General features: G+C 39.6%; 17 protein-coding genes and 1 pseudogene. 7 read left to right on the top strand and 11 right to left on the bottom strand.

The genetic code is table 11. The features are described from left to right. The first annotated feature begins 240 nt into the window (after positions 1 to 240). Positions 241 to 720, top strand: a complete 480-nt coding sequence (locus BLP85_RS00210) for a hypothetical protein (RefSeq protein WP_092818138.1) — start codon at positions 241 to 243, stop codon at positions 718 to 720. 87 nt (positions 721 to 807) lie between these two features. Here BLP85_RS00210 and accC read toward each other — a convergent pair whose 3' ends face one another. The 4 genes from accC to BLP85_RS00190 form a co-directional block, all read right to left on the bottom strand. After that, complete coding sequence (accC, locus tag BLP85_RS00205) at positions 808 to 2,172, bottom strand: acetyl-CoA carboxylase biotin carboxylase subunit (RefSeq protein ID WP_092818137.1); 1,365 nt, start codon at positions 2,170 to 2,172, stop codon at positions 808 to 810. Positions 2,173 to 2,189: 17 nt separating this feature from the next. After that, on the bottom strand, positions 2,190 to 2,606 hold the full coding sequence (gene accB, locus BLP85_RS00200; RefSeq protein WP_092818136.1) for an acetyl-CoA carboxylase biotin carboxyl carrier protein: 417 nt from the start codon (positions 2,604 to 2,606) through the stop codon (positions 2,190 to 2,192). A 16-nt stretch (positions 2,607 to 2,622) separates the two neighbouring features. After that, positions 2,623 to 3,078 (bottom strand): type II 3-dehydroquinate dehydratase, encoded by a 456-nt coding sequence (aroQ, locus tag BLP85_RS00195; protein ID WP_092818135.1) that lies wholly within the window; start codon positions 3,076 to 3,078, stop codon positions 2,623 to 2,625. A 236-nt stretch (positions 3,079 to 3,314) separates the two neighbouring features. Beyond that, positions 3,315 to 4,631, bottom strand: a complete 1,317-nt coding sequence (locus BLP85_RS00190) for a Y-family DNA polymerase (protein WP_092818134.1) — start codon at positions 4,629 to 4,631, stop codon at positions 3,315 to 3,317. A 333-nt stretch (positions 4,632 to 4,964) separates the two neighbouring features. Between BLP85_RS00190 and BLP85_RS14870 the strand changes: the two genes are divergently transcribed. After that, positions 4,965 to 5,105, top strand: coding sequence for a hypothetical protein (locus tag BLP85_RS14870; protein WP_165493300.1), 141 nt, complete (start codon positions 4,965 to 4,967; stop codon positions 5,103 to 5,105). Between the two features lie 121 nt (positions 5,106 to 5,226). Here BLP85_RS14870 and BLP85_RS00185 read toward each other — a convergent pair whose 3' ends face one another. Then, the gene (locus tag BLP85_RS00185) at positions 5,227 to 5,847 is read right to left on the bottom strand and encodes a LexA family protein (protein WP_092818133.1); all 621 of its coding nucleotides are present in this window, start codon (positions 5,845 to 5,847) and stop codon (positions 5,227 to 5,229) included. Between the two features lie 126 nt (positions 5,848 to 5,973). Here BLP85_RS00185 and BLP85_RS00180 point away from each other — a divergent pair, with 126 nt between their 5' ends. The 5 genes and pseudogenes from BLP85_RS00180 (at position 5,974) to BLP85_RS00160 (ending at position 8,974) form a co-directional block, all read left to right on the top strand. Beyond that, positions 5,974 to 6,339, top strand: coding sequence for an immunity protein Imm33 domain-containing protein (locus tag BLP85_RS00180; RefSeq protein WP_092818132.1), 366 nt, complete (start codon positions 5,974 to 5,976; stop codon positions 6,337 to 6,339). A 139-nt stretch (positions 6,340 to 6,478) separates the two neighbouring features. Further along, positions 6,479 to 6,736: a hypothetical protein gene (locus BLP85_RS00175; RefSeq protein ID WP_092818131.1), complete on the top strand. Its 258-nt coding sequence runs from the start codon at positions 6,479 to 6,481 to the stop codon at positions 6,734 to 6,736. Between the two features lie 4 nt (positions 6,737 to 6,740). Continuing rightward, positions 6,741 to 7,490: a zeta toxin gene (locus BLP85_RS00170; protein WP_092818130.1), complete on the top strand. Its 750-nt coding sequence runs from the start codon at positions 6,741 to 6,743 to the stop codon at positions 7,488 to 7,490. A 288-nt stretch (positions 7,491 to 7,778) separates the two neighbouring features. Next, a pseudogene (locus BLP85_RS15015) lies at positions 7,779 to 7,982 on the top strand (MBL fold metallo-hydrolase); the annotation flags it as partial. A gap of 227 nt (positions 7,983 to 8,209) precedes the next feature. Then, entirely contained in the window at positions 8,210 to 8,974 is a 765-nt protein-coding gene (locus BLP85_RS00160; RefSeq protein WP_092818129.1) for an alpha/beta fold hydrolase, read from the top strand. Between the two features lie 25 nt (positions 8,975 to 8,999). On the opposite strand, the gene BLP85_RS00155 is transcribed toward BLP85_RS00160, so the two are convergent. The 6 genes from BLP85_RS00155 to tssH are packed head-to-tail and all read right to left on the bottom strand — an operon-like array spanning position 9,000 to position 16,426. Beyond that, the gene (locus tag BLP85_RS00155; RefSeq protein WP_092818128.1) at positions 9,000 to 9,965 is read right to left on the bottom strand and encodes a M15 family metallopeptidase; all 966 of its coding nucleotides are present in this window, start codon (positions 9,963 to 9,965) and stop codon (positions 9,000 to 9,002) included. After that, positions 9,962 to 10,408, bottom strand: coding sequence for a hypothetical protein (locus tag BLP85_RS00150; protein WP_092818127.1), 447 nt, complete (start codon positions 10,406 to 10,408; stop codon positions 9,962 to 9,964). The genes BLP85_RS00155 and BLP85_RS00150 overlap by 4 nt, the downstream gene beginning before the upstream one ends. 23 nt (positions 10,409 to 10,431) lie before the next feature. Then, positions 10,432 to 11,232: a DotU family type IV/VI secretion system protein gene (locus BLP85_RS00145; protein ID WP_092818126.1), complete on the bottom strand. Its 801-nt coding sequence runs from the start codon at positions 11,230 to 11,232 to the stop codon at positions 10,432 to 10,434. Between the two features lie 11 nt (positions 11,233 to 11,243). Continuing rightward, on the bottom strand, positions 11,244 to 12,608 hold the full coding sequence (gene tssK, locus BLP85_RS00140) for a type VI secretion system baseplate subunit TssK (RefSeq protein WP_092818125.1): 1,365 nt from the start codon (positions 12,606 to 12,608) through the stop codon (positions 11,244 to 11,246). A 33-nt stretch (positions 12,609 to 12,641) separates the two neighbouring features. Beyond that, positions 12,642 to 13,733: a type VI secretion system protein TssA gene (gene tssA / locus BLP85_RS00135; protein WP_092818124.1), complete on the bottom strand. Its 1,092-nt coding sequence runs from the start codon at positions 13,731 to 13,733 to the stop codon at positions 12,642 to 12,644. Between the two features lie 23 nt (positions 13,734 to 13,756). Then, on the bottom strand, positions 13,757 to 16,426 hold the full coding sequence (gene tssH / locus BLP85_RS00130; RefSeq protein ID WP_092818123.1) for a type VI secretion system ATPase TssH: 2,670 nt from the start codon (positions 16,424 to 16,426) through the stop codon (positions 13,757 to 13,759). Positions 16,427 to 16,552: the final 126 nt, after the last annotated feature.

Raw genomic sequence — 16,552 nt, 5'->3', positions numbered from 1 at the left:
CTATATTCACGATTAAATAGAAATATTTTCAAGACGAATGAACATTGAGGATGCCGCTGCATCATTAGTGGGAGGCTTGCTTCAGTATCCCCCAAAGGCATTGATTCTTTTCAACTTGGCCGCTTGCTTTCCTGTGCAGTTATAGTACGAAATTATATTGTTATAATATGGTGATAAATACTGGTTTTTCATAAAAATATGCTAAGTTATAGCAAAGGATTTTTAGCACTGAATGAATGTATGAAAAAAACATATCTTACAATTTTACTTACATTGTGCGCATCTGTTGCGATGGCAAATGACAATCAAGCGGTAGTGGCAACAGAAGAAACGGATCGAGCTGAAAATTCGAATACCATTCGTATTGTGACTCGTCCAGAAATTGTGGGCTTATGGGGGATGCAAGTGGCCAACAATAATAAATGCATTGAATATTATAATTTTAAAGCGAATAACAATGTCATTATTAAAAGTGGGCAAGAGTGGTCATCCGGAATTTATGACTTTCAGCCGGCTCAAGAGGAACGTTCTTTATTGTCTGCGCTGGTTTTGCAAGTAAAGTATGACAATAATGAAAAGGATTGTTCCGGTTTGCAGGAAGATCAGACCGGAGAAATTTCCCAATATTTCGTGCAGTGGAAAAATGCCTCGACCATCAATTTCTGCAGTAATGAAAAGGCCGAGCAGTGTTTTGCCACCTTGCGCCGTGTATTGCCTTAATCATTGTTCATGATTTTATAAATATATCCGTTATACACATAAAAAAACCGCTCATAAAGAGCGGTTTTTTAAGTCTTAATGCTTTATTTAAGACGCTTCTTGATAAGCTTCCAGCTTTTTCAACAAGTGTTTTTCCAGATAATGAATATCCATCGCTTCCTTACAGAAATTCTCATCTTCCAGAATTAAATCCCTATGCAAAGGAATGTTGGTTTTAACACCAGTCAGGATGGTTTCTTCTAATGCCTGTTTCATGCGGGCAATAGTCGTTTCACGATCTTTACCATGGGCAATGAGTTTTGCAATCATTGAATCATAGTAAGGTGGAATGCTGTAGCCTGGGTAAATATGCGAATCCATACGGATACCGGCACCACCTGGGGCATAATAATTTTCAATTTTGCCCGGAGATGGAAGGAATGTAGTTGGATCTTCCGCATTGATACGACATTCTATGGCATGACCACGTACTTCAACTTGATCTTGTTGGATTTCAAGACCGAGTCCGCCAGCAATACGTAATTGTTGCTCAATGATATCGATACCCGTCACCATTTCGGTCACCGGGTGTTCAACCTGAACACGGGTATTCATTTCAATGAAGAAGAATTCACCATCTTCAAACAGGAATTCGAATGTACCTGCACCACGGTATTGCATGAGTTTACATGCATTAACGCAGGCTTCTAAAATTTCAGCACGTGCTTCTTCAGGCAGGCCCGGAGCAGGAGCTTCTTCCAGTACTTTTTGATGGCGACGCTGTAAAGAACAGTCACGATCATACAAGTGAATGGCATGGCCATTACCATCTGCCAAAACCTGAACTTCGACGTGACGCGGTTTTTGCAGGAAGCGTTCCATATAAACCGTGTCATCACCAAACCACATTTCAGCATCACGCTGTGCAGCCTGAACCGACTCAAGCAGGGTGTCGACACGTTCAACAATACGCATACCACGACCACCACCACCGGAAGCGGCTTTAACGATCAGTGGAAAGCCAATTTCTTTGGCTTCTGCAAGAGCATTGTGAATAGTCACTGCATGGTCACAGCCCGGTACGGTTGGTACACCGGCTTTTTTCATGGCAATAATGGCGGAAACTTTGTTCCCCATTAAGCGAATATGTTCTGGACGCGGACCAATAAAGATAAAACCAGAATTTTCAACAATTTCTGCAAACTCGGCATTTTCCGACAAGAAGCCATAACCAGGATGGATGGCATCTGCACCGGTAATTTCAGCAGCAGTAATAATTGCTGGGATGTTTAAATAGCTTTCGCTACTTGCGCCCGGACCGATACATACGGCTTCATCACAAAAGCGTAAATGCATCAGGTCTTTATCGGCATCGGAATAAATACCTACGGTTTTAATTCCTAAAGTTCTGCAAGCTCGGGTAATGCGTAAAGCAATTTCACCCCGGTTTGCAATTAAAACTTTTTGCAACATTGTGAGTCCCCGTGGTTTTAGGCGCGATAGCGGAACAATGGTTGACCGAATTGAATTACTTCACCATTTTTCACCAGAATTTCTTCAATCACGCCACTTTGAGTCGCTTCAATCGGGTTCATGATTTTCATGGCTTCAATAATACCCAGGGTTTCGCCTGCAGAAACGGTTTGGCCCACTTTGACGAATGGTGCTTCACCCGGGTTTGGTGCTGCATAGAACACACCAACCATAGGAGAAGTTTCAACTGCGCCGCGCGGTGTTTTTGCAGCAGGTGCGGCAGGTGCGGCTGTAGGCATTGCAGGAACAGCTGCTGCTACCACAGGATTGCGACGGGTGAGGGCGATGGATTGATCACCTTCTTTAACTTCGATCGCTTGTAAGTCAGATTCAATCATCAGGTCGATGAGTTTCTTGATTTTACGGATATCCATGAGACAGTATTCCTAATTATGATTGCGTAGAGAGTTGAATTTTATCGATGGCGAAGTCCAGTGCAGCGCTATAACCTTTTGCACCTAAACCACAAATCACGCCAACGGCTTTATCGGATAAATATGAATGGTGTCGGAATGCTTCACGTGCGTGTACATTGGACAAATGAACTTCAATAAATGGAATGGCAACACCAAGAAGCGCATCACGTACTGCAACAGAGGTATGGGTTAAGGCTGCAGGATTGATAATGATGAATTGAACACCTTCTTTTTGTGCCTGATGAATTCGGTCGACAATCGCACCTTCCCAGTTGCTTTGAAAAGTATCCAGGGAAAGAGATGCATTTTGAGCTTGAGCGATGAGCTTTTGATTTATATTGTCTAGAGTAAGGTTTCCATAAACTTCAGGTTCACGCATACCTAGTAAATTTAGATTCGGTCCATGAATAACCAAAATGGTTAAGCTCATTCAGCTTGCTCCAATTATAAGTTTGCAAATATACCTTGCAAGATGTCAGCAAAGTTTGCGTATTATGGCATATATTCCCGTATTTCTATTATAAGTTGTTTAAATTGATACGAGAGCTATGTGTCAGAACTGAGCTATATAATGAGAACTTTGCAGGTAATTGGCAATGTTAAAAAATGACATTTTTTATAATTATTACTATTTCTTACATTGTAAGCTAAATTGACCAAAACAGTTCATTTATTTTGTGTAACAGTCAGGGCAGATTCATGAATTGTAAGCAGTTCCTTCCAGCAGGTGGTGTAACGTGGAGAGCGGTGCTGCTGTTTCATCTGCCAGGCCGGATTGGCAGAATGATAGCCAACCTGTATACAATCCGAGCCATAGCGTTGTTGCATTTTCAACAGGGTGTTCATTAAATTGTCCCGTTGTTGAATCAGGGCTAAAGGTTGCCATAAGTCATGAATATAGTGCTGTTTAATATGCAAGGCACTCAACATGATTTCAACTTTAATATATTTCTTGTTTTCTTTAAATAAAACATCTATTTGCTTTAATGCTGCGCCATTTAAGGCAAGTAAGTCATCGCTTGCATATTCCAGGCCTAGCGCATAAGAAAGCTTCTTTTTATAGGGTGGGACGGATATTTTTTCATAGAGTGAAACATGTACGCAGGCACAAAGCTGTCGCTGTTGGGTTAAGCGTTTATGGGCACGGTTGACATGAAAAATGACCGCCTGTTTGATGATTGATTTTTCGGTTAATGCAGAAGCAAAACTTCGTGATGAAAGGATGTTTTTTGCCGGTGTTGCAGGGTCATTGAGTGCAATACACGATTGACCTTTTAGTTCACGAATTGTCCGTGCAATCATCACCGAAAATTGTTTGCCAAGATGATGTTCATTGGCAAAAGTTAAGTCATAGCAACTATAAATTTCATAGTCTTGAAGCTGTTTGCTGATTTTACGACCAATCCCCCAAATCTCGCTAGCCGGTGTCTCTAAGAGCAGGCTTTCATAACTGCATAAATCTACATGCGGTAAATAACAGAGCGACTGAAAGCCACTTCTTTTCTTTGCAAAGTAATTGGCCAGTTTGGCCAGGGTCTTGGTTGTGCCAACGCCTATGCAGCAGGGCAAACCCAACCATTGCTCAATGCGCTGGATTAAATCCCGGCAATATTGCTCTACATCAAAATATTCTGCATAACTGCCGAGCTGAATAAAGCACTCATCAATCGAATAAGGTTCCAGGTCATCCGGATGGAAATGCTGTTCCAGAATCGAAAAAAAGCGCCGTGACATGTCTGCATATAAAGCGTAATTACTGGAAAATACTTTTACACCGGTTGCCAAAGCCTGTTGCTCGACCTCATACCAAGGCACGGCCATGCCGATATTTAAGGCCTTGGCTTCATTACTTCGGGAAACCACACAGCCGTCGTTGTTGGAGAGTACAACCACAGGCTGGCCATTTAGACGGGGATTAAATACCCGTTCACAGCTGACATAGCAGTTATTGATATCAATTAAGGCAAAAAGTTTCTGGTTCATTTTTGTTCTTGAAATTGTAACGTTTTCAAGTAAGGATAATAAAATCGTTTATAAATTTCAAATTTTAAAAATGCAGAGAATCAAGCGTCCATTCGATAAAGAGCTTGAGCAGCATGTAAGGTTCAGTGTAATTAGCGTTAATAGCGTAAAGCTGAGATTTGTCGATGCACTAAAAATCAGTCAATTAATATTTTGATCATTACAATGAATTAAGTCGATACAGTTTGCGGGTTGGTTAACGGTAAATATCCGCTAGATTAATAAGAGTCGTAATACATACGGCATATCCCTAGCACTCCACGCTAGTAATCAATCGAAAGGATGGATATGAAAATGGCTAATCAACAACAATCGAACCAGCAAAGCGAAAATCAAAAGCATCAACAGCAACAGCAGCAGCAAGACAATCAACGTCAGCAAAACCAGGGCAATCAACGCCAACAGCAGCAAAAAAACCCTCAACAGCAAAAATAATCCTCAAGCTTGCTTAGGATTTATGATGAAGCCTCAAGTTTACTTGGGGCTTTTATCTGTCTATTTATGTTAAGAGTAAAATTTTGATCTGTTCCGATTATATATCCACTCATAAAATTTATTAGCGTAATTTTTTTAAAATACAGGTCACTACACCCCAGATCGTCAGCTGTTCTTCGCTGCGTAAATAAATATCCGGGTATTCAGGGTTTTCTGCTTTTAGCCAGATTTTCAGTTCCCCATTTTTCTGTTTCTCTTTCATCAGCCGTTTAACGGTAAATTCATTATTGATTAAGGCCAAAACGATATCGCCGTGTTCTGGTTTCAAGCTACGGTCAATTAGAATCTGGTCATCAATGTCTATGCCTGCATTTTTCATCGACAATGAATTGACCCGTAATACAAAGGTACTTGAGGGGTTATGCACTAGGTATTGGTTCAAATCGATGACATCTTCAGTGTAATCCTGAGCCGGAGAGGGAAAACCGGCAGCAACCGATTCCAGAGGATAGGGAATATCGAGTCGGGTTTGAATCTGTATAGGATGCAGTTCGATCTTCTGACTACGGTCATCGGCAGGTTTGGGCTTTAACCATGCCTTGATTTCAGATACTTTAGACTCGGGAACGCGCATCACCACGGTTTTTTCCTGATACTGGGTTTTGCGGCCAGAATTTTTACGTCTACCGCCGTGACCATGCCCAGTGCTGCTTGCGAATTCTGTTGTATCTTGAAGTTTCATTTTAATCTTTTTGATTTTGTAACTTTTTCAAGCTTAACAAAAAATCCTGCAAATAAAAAGTTTAGCCATGCTAAATCGTTCTAAGTTAAACTGTCGCTATTCGGTTTTATATGCCAGAGAAATGCAATGTCAAAAAAATCCCCACAACTTTCACCCTTAGAAGAACTGATTGCAGAACAAAAGTTATTGTGTGAAGAATTTGATTCTGCCTATATCCAGGTCAGTGGTGATGATGTTGTCGCCGTTGCAGTTCAAACTTTAAATAAAGAACCCATTGTTGGAATTCGTAAAAAGCCTGAAACAGATGAAAACATTGGCTGGTTTATTTACGGTGGCGAGCTGGAAGAAGGAGAAGATTTTTTCCAGACCATGACGGTTCGCGAGTTACAGGATATTTTACCTGAAGCGCTGCCATACCTGGCTTTGGCTGAAGGTTTCCGTTTTATGATTGATCGTGAAGACTATGAAGATGTGTGGAAAGAAGATCAATGATGCATGAGCCGCTGAACCAGTAGTTTCGGATCAGATTCACTGCAAAGCGTTACATTTCTATGTTGGTGTATTTATAGACAATTATTGCGGCTATGTTAATATAATAAGCAAATACACCTTGTGTAACGGGAGTTGTTCCATGACAGCTTATACCATCATGAAAGCAGGCAAATATGAGGATGAGATGATTCCTAAACTTGCCATACATGCTTTCCGTCATGCCTTTAACAAAGCATGTACGGCAGCAACGGTCGTGTATGCAAAAGAACAGCAACTGTTAAAACGCGAAGTAAATGGACAGGAAACCGTGATTGCGGACTTGCATCAGGCATATACAAATGTGAATGATCTTCCTAAAGTTTTAAAACGCAAGAGAAAACAAGAGGCAGCTGTATAACTGAATGCCTCCACCAAGAATAAGGATGTTTGCCGGTCCGAATGGGTCTGGAAAGAGCACAGTCAAGGAATATTTATTGCCCCATCATATTGGAGCTTATTTAAATGCTGATGAACTGGAACAGAATCTTCGCTTGAGTCAACGCCTGGATTTAAAGTCCTATCATCCCGCATTAATGGCCCAAGCTTTGATTGCTTTCCTTAAGCAGAAAAAACGCCCTCAATCCGGGCAACTCATTCCTTTACTGCAACAAGAGCCTTGGGTAGTTGATGAATCGAATATCCAGTTTCATGAATCCGAAATCGATTCTTATCTTTGTGCACGGATTATTGACTATATCCGCCTGGAATTTTTGCGCTTAAAAATCAGTTTTACCTTTGAAACGGTAATGTCGCATATCTCTAAGGTTGAGTTTTTACAACAAGCGCAGCTGCAGGGTTTTAAAACCTATTTATATTATGTTTCTACGGTTGACCCACGAATTAATATTGCGCGGGTGAAATACCGGGTGAGTGTGGGTGGACATTCTGTTCCAGAGCAAAAGATTGTGGAGCGTTATTACCGCAGTATGGATTTGCTTATGCAGGCGATTGATGCCAGTGATCGTACCTATTTGTTTGATAACTCTTCTAACGGTGAAAAAGCGGCTTTTATTGCTGAAATTGAATCGGCCGAAACATTGAAAATGAATCCGGAAGTTCAACAGTTACCGTGGTGGTTTGCAGAAAAAGTACTCAAAGAATTTATAGAATAATAAAAAATGATCCAGAGCAGGTATGACAATATAGTGGATTATGATGCGCCGTCAGCAACAAGAAAAACAATGCAGGCTGATTTAATCATAGAGTATGCACATTAAAATAGCCTAAGCAAAATGACTTTTTGAAGTTTATTTCCATACCAATTATTGTGTAATTCTTCTAAAAGGGCAGTACAGTTACTTGATTCAACTCCATTCAAAAATTTATCAGTTGAATAATCAACTCCGGGTTTTTTCTTTGTCATGTTGTCACGATTATTAACCTCAAGTTAGAAAAGAATAACGCGCTATACAAGAAATATTTTCCTAAATGAAAATACAACAAAAACGGGTTTTGTTGAGATGCGTAACCGCCGTGATGCGACTTTGTCCATGCCTAAACTGATTTTACCTGCAATTCAAATCAATATGGATGGAGGGCGGTTGCCTGCACCTGAAGCCAACGGTATCCGCTATTTAAAATTGCCTCTGAATTATTTTAAATAATTAAATTTAGAGTAAACATTAGGCTTAAAAAGAACATTGAGCCTGATTTTGTCATCTTAAAATTTTACTTCAATGTTCTTTTGAACTGCTTGCCCAAACAACACAAATTACTCATTTTTTACCTCCATAAATAGCCTAAGCAAAAAAATATTTTAAAAAATTGGCAGTTGATTAAATTCCTGATTTACTCAAAAATAATTTCATCTAAAAAGTAATGAAAGACGTCCATGATTTTAAATCACCAAATACATCTTAAAGAAGTCGCTACAGCAAAAAATACGCTGGTATTTATTCATGGTCTCTTTGGCAGTTTAACTAATTTAGGCATGCTGGCACGTGCATATTATGACTTTCATTCAGTCATTCAAATTGATGTCCGCAATCATGGTCATTCAGCACATGCAACAGAAATGAATTATGCTGTCATGGCAGCAGATATTCTGGAAACACTAGATTCTTTAAATATTCAAAAATTTTCTGCTATTGGTCATTCCATGGGTGGAAAAATTGCCATGCAATTGGCAAGTCAGGCAGGGCAGCGATTAGAACAATTGATTGTTCTGGATATGGCACCATTTGCCTATCAGGAAAGTCATCATGAGCAAATTTTTAAAGCTTTATTTGCCGTCAAAAATGCCCAGATTGAAAGTCGGCAACAGGCGACCCAAATTATGCGTGAGTATTTACATGAAGAAATGGTGATCCAATTTCTAATGAAATCCTTTAATAAGGGACAATGGTTATTTAATGTCGATGCTTTATTCCATCATTATTCAGAAATCCTGAATTGGAAGACGATCCAGCCATGGCCAAAAGAGGCCCTGTTTATTCGCGGGGGAAAATCCGCCTATATAAGCAAGGATGAGCATTTTGCTGCAATCCAGCAGCAATTTCCCCATGCCAAAATAGCAGTGATAGAAGATGCGGGACACTGGCTGCACGCTGAAAAAACGCAACAGGTTCTGGATGAAATGAATCAATATCTAAATTAAGTTTAGATATCAAATAGATTTGCTGTTATTCAAAAGCGTCATGTAGATGATTGGCCAACAGTTGACTGTCCGCAGTTAACTGTTCAGCCATTGCGGCTGTTTTTTTGAGTCCGGGCATACGATACTCACTATGACCATAATCTTGAATGGATGTCCAACGGCCACCCCAAGTTAAACCGACTGATTCTGCAACTGTTCCATATAACCGATAACCTTGCATTGCCCAGGGATCACGTTCTGAAATAACCACTTTACCATTCCGTTTAAATGCAATATCGGCAGCCAGGCCAAATTGGTGATAACTTTGAAAGCCTTTGGCACGGGTAATATGACTGTTACCAGCCAAGGCATTCTGGCGCTCTGGACTACGGTAACCTTCTAGTAAAACCATTTCATAGCCATAACGTTGTTGCATGATTTTAAATACCATCAATAAACGTTGTTTATAACGTGGATTCATTTTATGCCATTTACGATCGGCGGATACGAGATCACCATGTAAATGTGAAGTCGCTAAACTTTCTATATTGGAGTTAAATGTTTTTGCCTGAACACTGAACTGACTAGCCTCAATATGACGTGCAGAAATAATGGCTTCTTCAATCAAGGATTGTTCTACTTCAGGAGGCGGTGCAAGTATTTGCCCATCGAGCAATGCATAAATTTGAGGATCAACTGACCTTAAATAATCTGTTTCAATTTTAGTGGGAGTTACGGGACGGGTAAAAGCAAAAATCAAGATGCTGGAAAATAGTGAAAGACCCGCAACCAGTATCCACCATTGTTGTAAATGCCAATATGACTGGAGTTGTTTAGGTGCAGCTGCATCATTGAACTGCTGAGCAAATTCCCGGGCAGAATAGAATGGTTTCTTACTTTGCAGAATAAGAACGAAAAAAAAGTCTTGTGCTTTAAGGCGTAAATCAGAGGAAAATAACCAGGCCAGACTGCACGCCAATATAATAAAACCAGTAAAAATAGTAATCGTCATGGAGATACGGCGGTTTCTGCGAGTATGAAGAGTGTTTTAGCCTCAGAAATTTTTATAGCAGCTTGTGACAATTCCTCCGGTTCAAAATCTTTTGCCGGATTTTTTCTAGAGCTGACGGGTTGATTCACAAGTCTTATTTTTGCGATAGAGGTGGCGATTATACTTTTTGTCGCCATTTGAGCCACACTGTTATTATGGGATGAGTATGTTTGGTCCCTATTTTTCTTATATTCTAAAACCTCTTGCCTGGACAGATCCATATTGCTAAATACAGAATGACCTTGAATTTTCTGATGATCTAAACTGTTTAAATAAATATAACCCACAGTAGCATTTAAAATATCGCCAGAACAAAATCCTGAACGTCTAGAGGGAACGGCTAAACGATGTGGCTCTTTTGCAGGCTGAAATATTCTTAAAAATTTTGGTGTTAGGGCGGACATGTTCAAATTTTCTTTTTTAAATTTTAGGGTAAATGAATGGTGATATAGGCTTGCTCGGCGGGCTGAATGATAATGTTCTGATAAATAGATAATGATTTATGATTTTGATTTAAAAGCATAAAATTCAAGCATGCAAATGATATTAAAGTAAAAAATGCCAAAAAGATTAAAATCCAGAAAAAAGGTAATTCTCGATGAATGACATGCCTAATTTGGTCAGGCAAAGCAGAAAAGGGCGAAAAAGCTGTTTTTTTGCCTTTTAAGAAATCAATTTCATCGCCAACCCGAGCCACTAGGTGATTCAAACTTTGTAGGGATTCAATTCGAAATTTGCCATGAAAGCCAAGTAGCATGCAGTAATGAAAGACTTCTAGGGCTGCGAGACGTTCTTTACCCAGACTACGTAGTGATTCCAGAATTTCAAAAAAACGATAGCCAGCAAGTTGCGAGCCAAAAAGGCTTAACTGTAAAGGGCTGACCATCCAGTAGTTCTGTAAATCAAAAAATTGTACATCTTGTTGAGTTATAATGGTTTCATCGAGCAATGCGCAATAAGCATATTTTGCATCATGAATATCCGCTGCTGAAAAGTGCAGTTTTCGCGCCTGATTCTCAAAATGATTTAACAGGGTTAAAATTTTCTCCCGAAACTCATCTGGATTGACTGGAATATATTGATTCTTCAATAGAAAAATCACATAGAAACCCTCATGTAATAAATCAACAAGATTTGTTGCACTCGTGACTTTAGATGGAGTTGTCGTTGAGTCTAAACTCCAACCCGTTTGATCATTCTCAAATAGTGAAGGCACTTGATTATTCATATACGGATTCCTTAGCTATTCATCACTGCAATGACATCAACCGAAATATCCTGAAAGCCGGCTGGGATATAAATACACATGGATTCAGCATCCAACATGCGTTGATATAATTCATTGTTAGGCTCAACTTCAAAATAACTGACACCAGAACGTACTGGAATTGCAGTGGGAACCTGCATGAGATGATGTAATGGAATGACGGGAAGGGCAGCTATAACACGCTGTTCGACATCCACAGAATTACCTACTTTAAAACGAAGGGGTACCAAATGAACCAGCTCATGGCTTTGCATTAGACCACTCGAAACGGCAATATACAGTCGCGTGTCACGCGTAATTTTGTCGGATTCCAGACTTCCAATCCAATAGGAGGGACGTGCCTCTTTTAAGGCAATGCTGATATAGCGATTTGAAATAATGGTATCGAGTAAATCGCGCAGAATGGCATCGAGCTGTGAAAAGCTTTCCTGTAAATGATGATGTTTATAATGAGGTAACTGATCCACTGCATAGGCTGTAGAAAAGGTCAGCAGTGATCCAGTTAAACGCAGTAATTCAAAAAACAATCGTTCAGGATGAATATGTGGATATTGTAAAAGATGATTCAGGGAGGCATGTGCGGTGTTTAAGGCATTCACTAGCCAGAAAGAAACAATATCACCGGAACGGAACTCTATGAGTTTTTGCTCATTTTCACGATTGTTGCTTTGAATGGCCTTAATTTTCGCTTTAATGATATTCAGGCTACGTTTTAAACCTGACATCAGGCTCGCAGATGCCTCAATATGCAAGATCGGTGGAATAAACTTGCAATCAAATTCAAAATTTTCCGAACTTTGCCGTTTAACTTTTGCTACTGCTAAATACAGAAATCCATCCAGGTCATGATTGGGTTCAGTGCCAGATTCGAGTAATTTAAATTCTGCACGGCGTCTTAATAAAGTAATATCTGCGGCTGTAGCATCGGTAAATAAATCATGCGTTTCAGTGAAGTGTGAGTGATAACGGCTAGGCTGGCTGCTTTCCTCAAAAGAGACATTTCGTTTATTGGGTTGAATCATCGGCAAGGCCAAATAGACTGTCATTTCTCCCCGTAAATTTAAATTATCCAGTTGAATGGGCTCTGGTAATAAGTCACGTGCCGGCGCCTGGTAAATTTCGCCATCTTGCCAAAGCATATCCACTTTTTCTAAAGCCAGAACATGAGTACTTAATTGCACCTCATCAAATTGAATAGATTGAATGCCATAAGCAAAAGGAATGGTAGAGCGGATGGTGTGATTCAAGCGCTGTTCATGATAGGCATCTTGTAATTGAAAATGTTGTGGACGTAAAAATAAGCCTTCGCCCCAAAGAATTTTTTCTGCTTTAAACATTAAATTTACCCATTATTATTTGTGTTATGAGGATTATTTTTGCACACCCAAAAGTTCATGTACTGTTTCTAAAGGATTGTCGTTTTTAATCACCTGACTCAGCCATTCATGTAAAGGCATCTGGTTCCATTTAATCGTTTTTTGTAGCAGATAGCTGACTGGACTATGTGGTTCATTCATCTGGAAATAATCGGCAATATCTTGTAAAAGCTGCATGGCTTGTTCACGATTTGCTAAATGACTCTGCGCGTGTGGCTGAAATTTTTGTGCACTGGTTATGGCTATTGTGGGATCAATTGCTGTGTGTAAGGTTTTAGGTGAAGCGATCATGCCAGTTATAGAAGTTGATGGACCCGTCATGAGTACTGAACCCAAAGCATCTGTTTTGTAAACCTTTTTCAGGCTGCCATGAATAGATTCCAGTTGAGCGTCAATAGCTGCAAAACTTGGAGCATCCAAACCCATTAAGCTATCTAACACTTCCTTTAAAATATTCCACTGATTCAAAATTTCTAAAAAAGCCTGATAATTTTGATATTGCAAAGATTTTGGTGTGCTTAATAATGCCTGTTCCAATTGCTCCAGTGTGGCAGCAGGATCAACATCGCTGTTTTCTTCGCTATGCATACGGTGTAAATTCTGTTGATGTAATAAACCCTCATAGTCAATTAAAGAATAAAAAGGTGAAATATTTATCATGGGTATATTCTTAATCAACTTGGGCAGTTGATTAATCAGTCCTTGCAACAGGCCCAGACGTTGATCTAAATCATCCTCTTCAATTTTCGGGTATAAAAATAACCAGAAATTGCTTAAGCTACGTTGGGTTAATTCTAAACCTTTGGCTACTCCGTCAAACCCGTACAGATGGGACCAGGCTTCAACGAGCCAGGTATATAACCGAATATCTTTCGTTTTTTCCGTCAGTAGTTCAGTGGATTTTTCATTTACAAAACTCCAATCGGCTAGTTTCGGTTCTGCAATCCAATCACCTTGTTCTAAAAGTAAATCATCCTGAGTTCGTGCTTTTTTAATGGCATGAAACTCATTGGAAAAAGAACAATCCATCCCGCATGGGACGGCTTCTGAAATTGCTCTTAATAATTTTTCCAGTTCTAAACTCATGTTTTGCCTTCTGGTTTTTTTAATTATGCTTCAGTAAAACTGGGGCTTTTTATTACGTTTTTTTCGGCTTTGATTACCGGATCGATTTGATAAGATATGTCATTCTCTTGAACATCTATCAAGATGTGTCGTGGTATTTTTTGTTCCGCCAAACCGAGCAAAATTTGTGTGGCCAAAGCTGGCAATATTGATGAATTGAGGATGTCATCCACATTACGTGCACCACTATCAACTTCGGTACAACGGCTGAGCAATAGTTCAATCAAGCCTTCACTATAGCTAACTGTAGTGGTGTATTGTTGTTCTAGACGTGCAGTAATTTTTTCCAATTTATGTCTGATGATGCGTAGCAGTAATTCATCGTGCAGAGGTAAGTACGGCACAATACGCATACGACCTAAAAATGCCGGTTTAAACTGTTGATATAAACTTGGCTTTAAGTGTTCTGTTAATTGTTCTGCTGTGGGCCAGGTCTCCACTGTAGAGTTTAAGCAGGCTTGCATAATGACATTGGAGCCGACATTGGACGTCAACAGGATCGTGGTATTTTTAAAATCAATTAAACGACCTTCGCCATCTTCAAGCATGCCTTTATCAAAGACCTGATAAAACAATTCCTGGACATCGCCATGTGCCTTTTCAATCTCATCGAGCAAGACCACACTATAAGGATTTCGTCGTACTGCTTCAGTTAGAATCCCGCCTTGACCATATCCCACATAGCCGGGAGGAGCACCTTTCAATGCAGAAACCGTATGAGCTTCCTGGTATTCAGACATGTTAATAGTAATTAGATGAGATTCTCCACCATATAATTCATTGGCAAGTGCCAAAGCTGTTTCTGTTTTACCGACACCGCTTGGACCGACCATTAAAAATACGCCCTGAGGTTTATTCGGATCTCCCAGTTTTGCTTTAGAGGTTTTGATCACCTGAACCAGCTGGTTTAAGGCATCCTCCTGACCCATAACTCTCAAAGAAAGCTTATCTTTTAAAGTCAAAATTTGCTTAATTTCATCATTGGCCATTTTTCCTACAGGAATTCCGGTCCAGTCAGAAATAATTTCATGAATCATCTGCGCATTTATCCGTTCAAAAACAAGCGGAGTTGTGCCTTGAAGCTGAGCCAGTGCTTCACGATATTGAGCAATATCTGTATGTGACTGACTTGTAACATTTTGTTGTTCTCGTTCTTTAATCCTGTTTACCAGTTGCAGTTCATTTTGCCACTGGGCTTGCGTATCACTGATTTTCCCGGCTAATTCAGAAATTTCTGCTTTTAACTGCAAGATTCGCTCATGATGAATAGGCATATTTTGCTGTTCTTTTTCCAAGATATCCTGTTCCAGATTCAGGTTATGCCATTGTGCCTGTAACTGATCTAACTTAACAGGCTGGGCATTTTGAGTTAAAGCCACTCGGGCAGCTGCCGTATCCAGCACACTGATGGCTTTATCTGGAAGTTGACGCCCACTGATATATCGATGAGAACTATGTACTGCTGTGACAATGGCTTCATCATCAATTTGTACATTAAAATGTTGGGTCATTACAGGAATCATGGCGCGAAGCATATCAATGGCCACTGCCTCTGTGGGTTCTTCCACCTTAACCACCTGAAAGCGACGGCTCAGGGCCGCATCTTTTTCGAAAAACTGTTTATATTCAGTCCAAGTTGTAGCTGCAATGGTACGTAATTCACCACGTGCAAGCGCTGGTTTAAGTAGATTCGCTGCATCGTTTTGTCCAGCCTGACCACCTGCACCAATTAAGCTATGTGCTTCATCAATAAATAAAATAATGGGGTGACTAGAATTTTGAACTTCCTGAATGACCTGTTTCAGTCGGTTTTCAAATTCACCTTTGACACTGGCACCTGCCTGTAAAAGCCCCATATCCAACATATGTAAATGAACATTTTTTAAAGCATCTGGAACCTGATCATTGGCAATTTTAACTGCCAAACCTTCTACTACAGCAGTTTTACCGACCCCGGGATCACCCGTTAGAATGGGATTGTTTTGACGACGGCGCATTAAAATATCCAGCATTAAGCGAATTTCAAACTCACGGCCAATCACTGGATCAATTGCACCTTTTTTTGCCTTTTCAGTTAAATCAATGGTGTACTGATCTAAAGCTGGTGTTTTGAGTCTCTGTTCAGATAGCTGTATAGTTTTTATGGTATCTGGGGAAGAAGCGGAATTTTGTTCCCATACTTGTTCAATACTCTGTGTACATACTTCTAAAAATCTATGTTTCATCTGATTTATTGGAAAAAATTCAAATAAGCAGGAAGCACGGACAGCGATTTGATAAAGATCGGAAGCAGTTAATAATGCTACAAGGAGGTGACCCGTTCGAATCTGGGGCTTTTGTGCTGCCGACGCTAATAACCAGGCCTGTTCCAATAAACGCACAATTGATTTTGCGAAAATAGGAGTACGTGTATTACCTTTAGGTAATTGTGTAATACTTTTCTTTAAATCATTTATTAGTTCATGGCGCGATATTTTGTAGTTTTCCAATAACAGCTGAATATCATGCGTTGCGTGATTATGTAGAATTTCTAAAAATATGTGTTCAATTTCAATTTCATAATTTTGTTGAGCTATGCAGCTATTGGCCGATTTTTCCAGGGCTATACGGGCACAAGAAGATAATTTTGTAATCAAAATTTTTAAATTATTCATATCAAACTCAACATCTGTAAAAGAACTTCAGTTTTTATTTTGCTGATTTACTGAAATTTCCTGTTTTTTATATTTTGTATTTTTATTTTTTAAAAACAATGGTTTGTTATTGTTTTATATAAAAGC

This window comes from Acinetobacter kookii (assembly GCF_900096895.1).
GTDB lineage: Bacteria > Pseudomonadota > Gammaproteobacteria > Pseudomonadales > Moraxellaceae > Acinetobacter > Acinetobacter kookii.
Note: the sequence above shows the minus strand (reverse complement) of the source record. Positions and strands in the feature narration are given on the sequence as shown.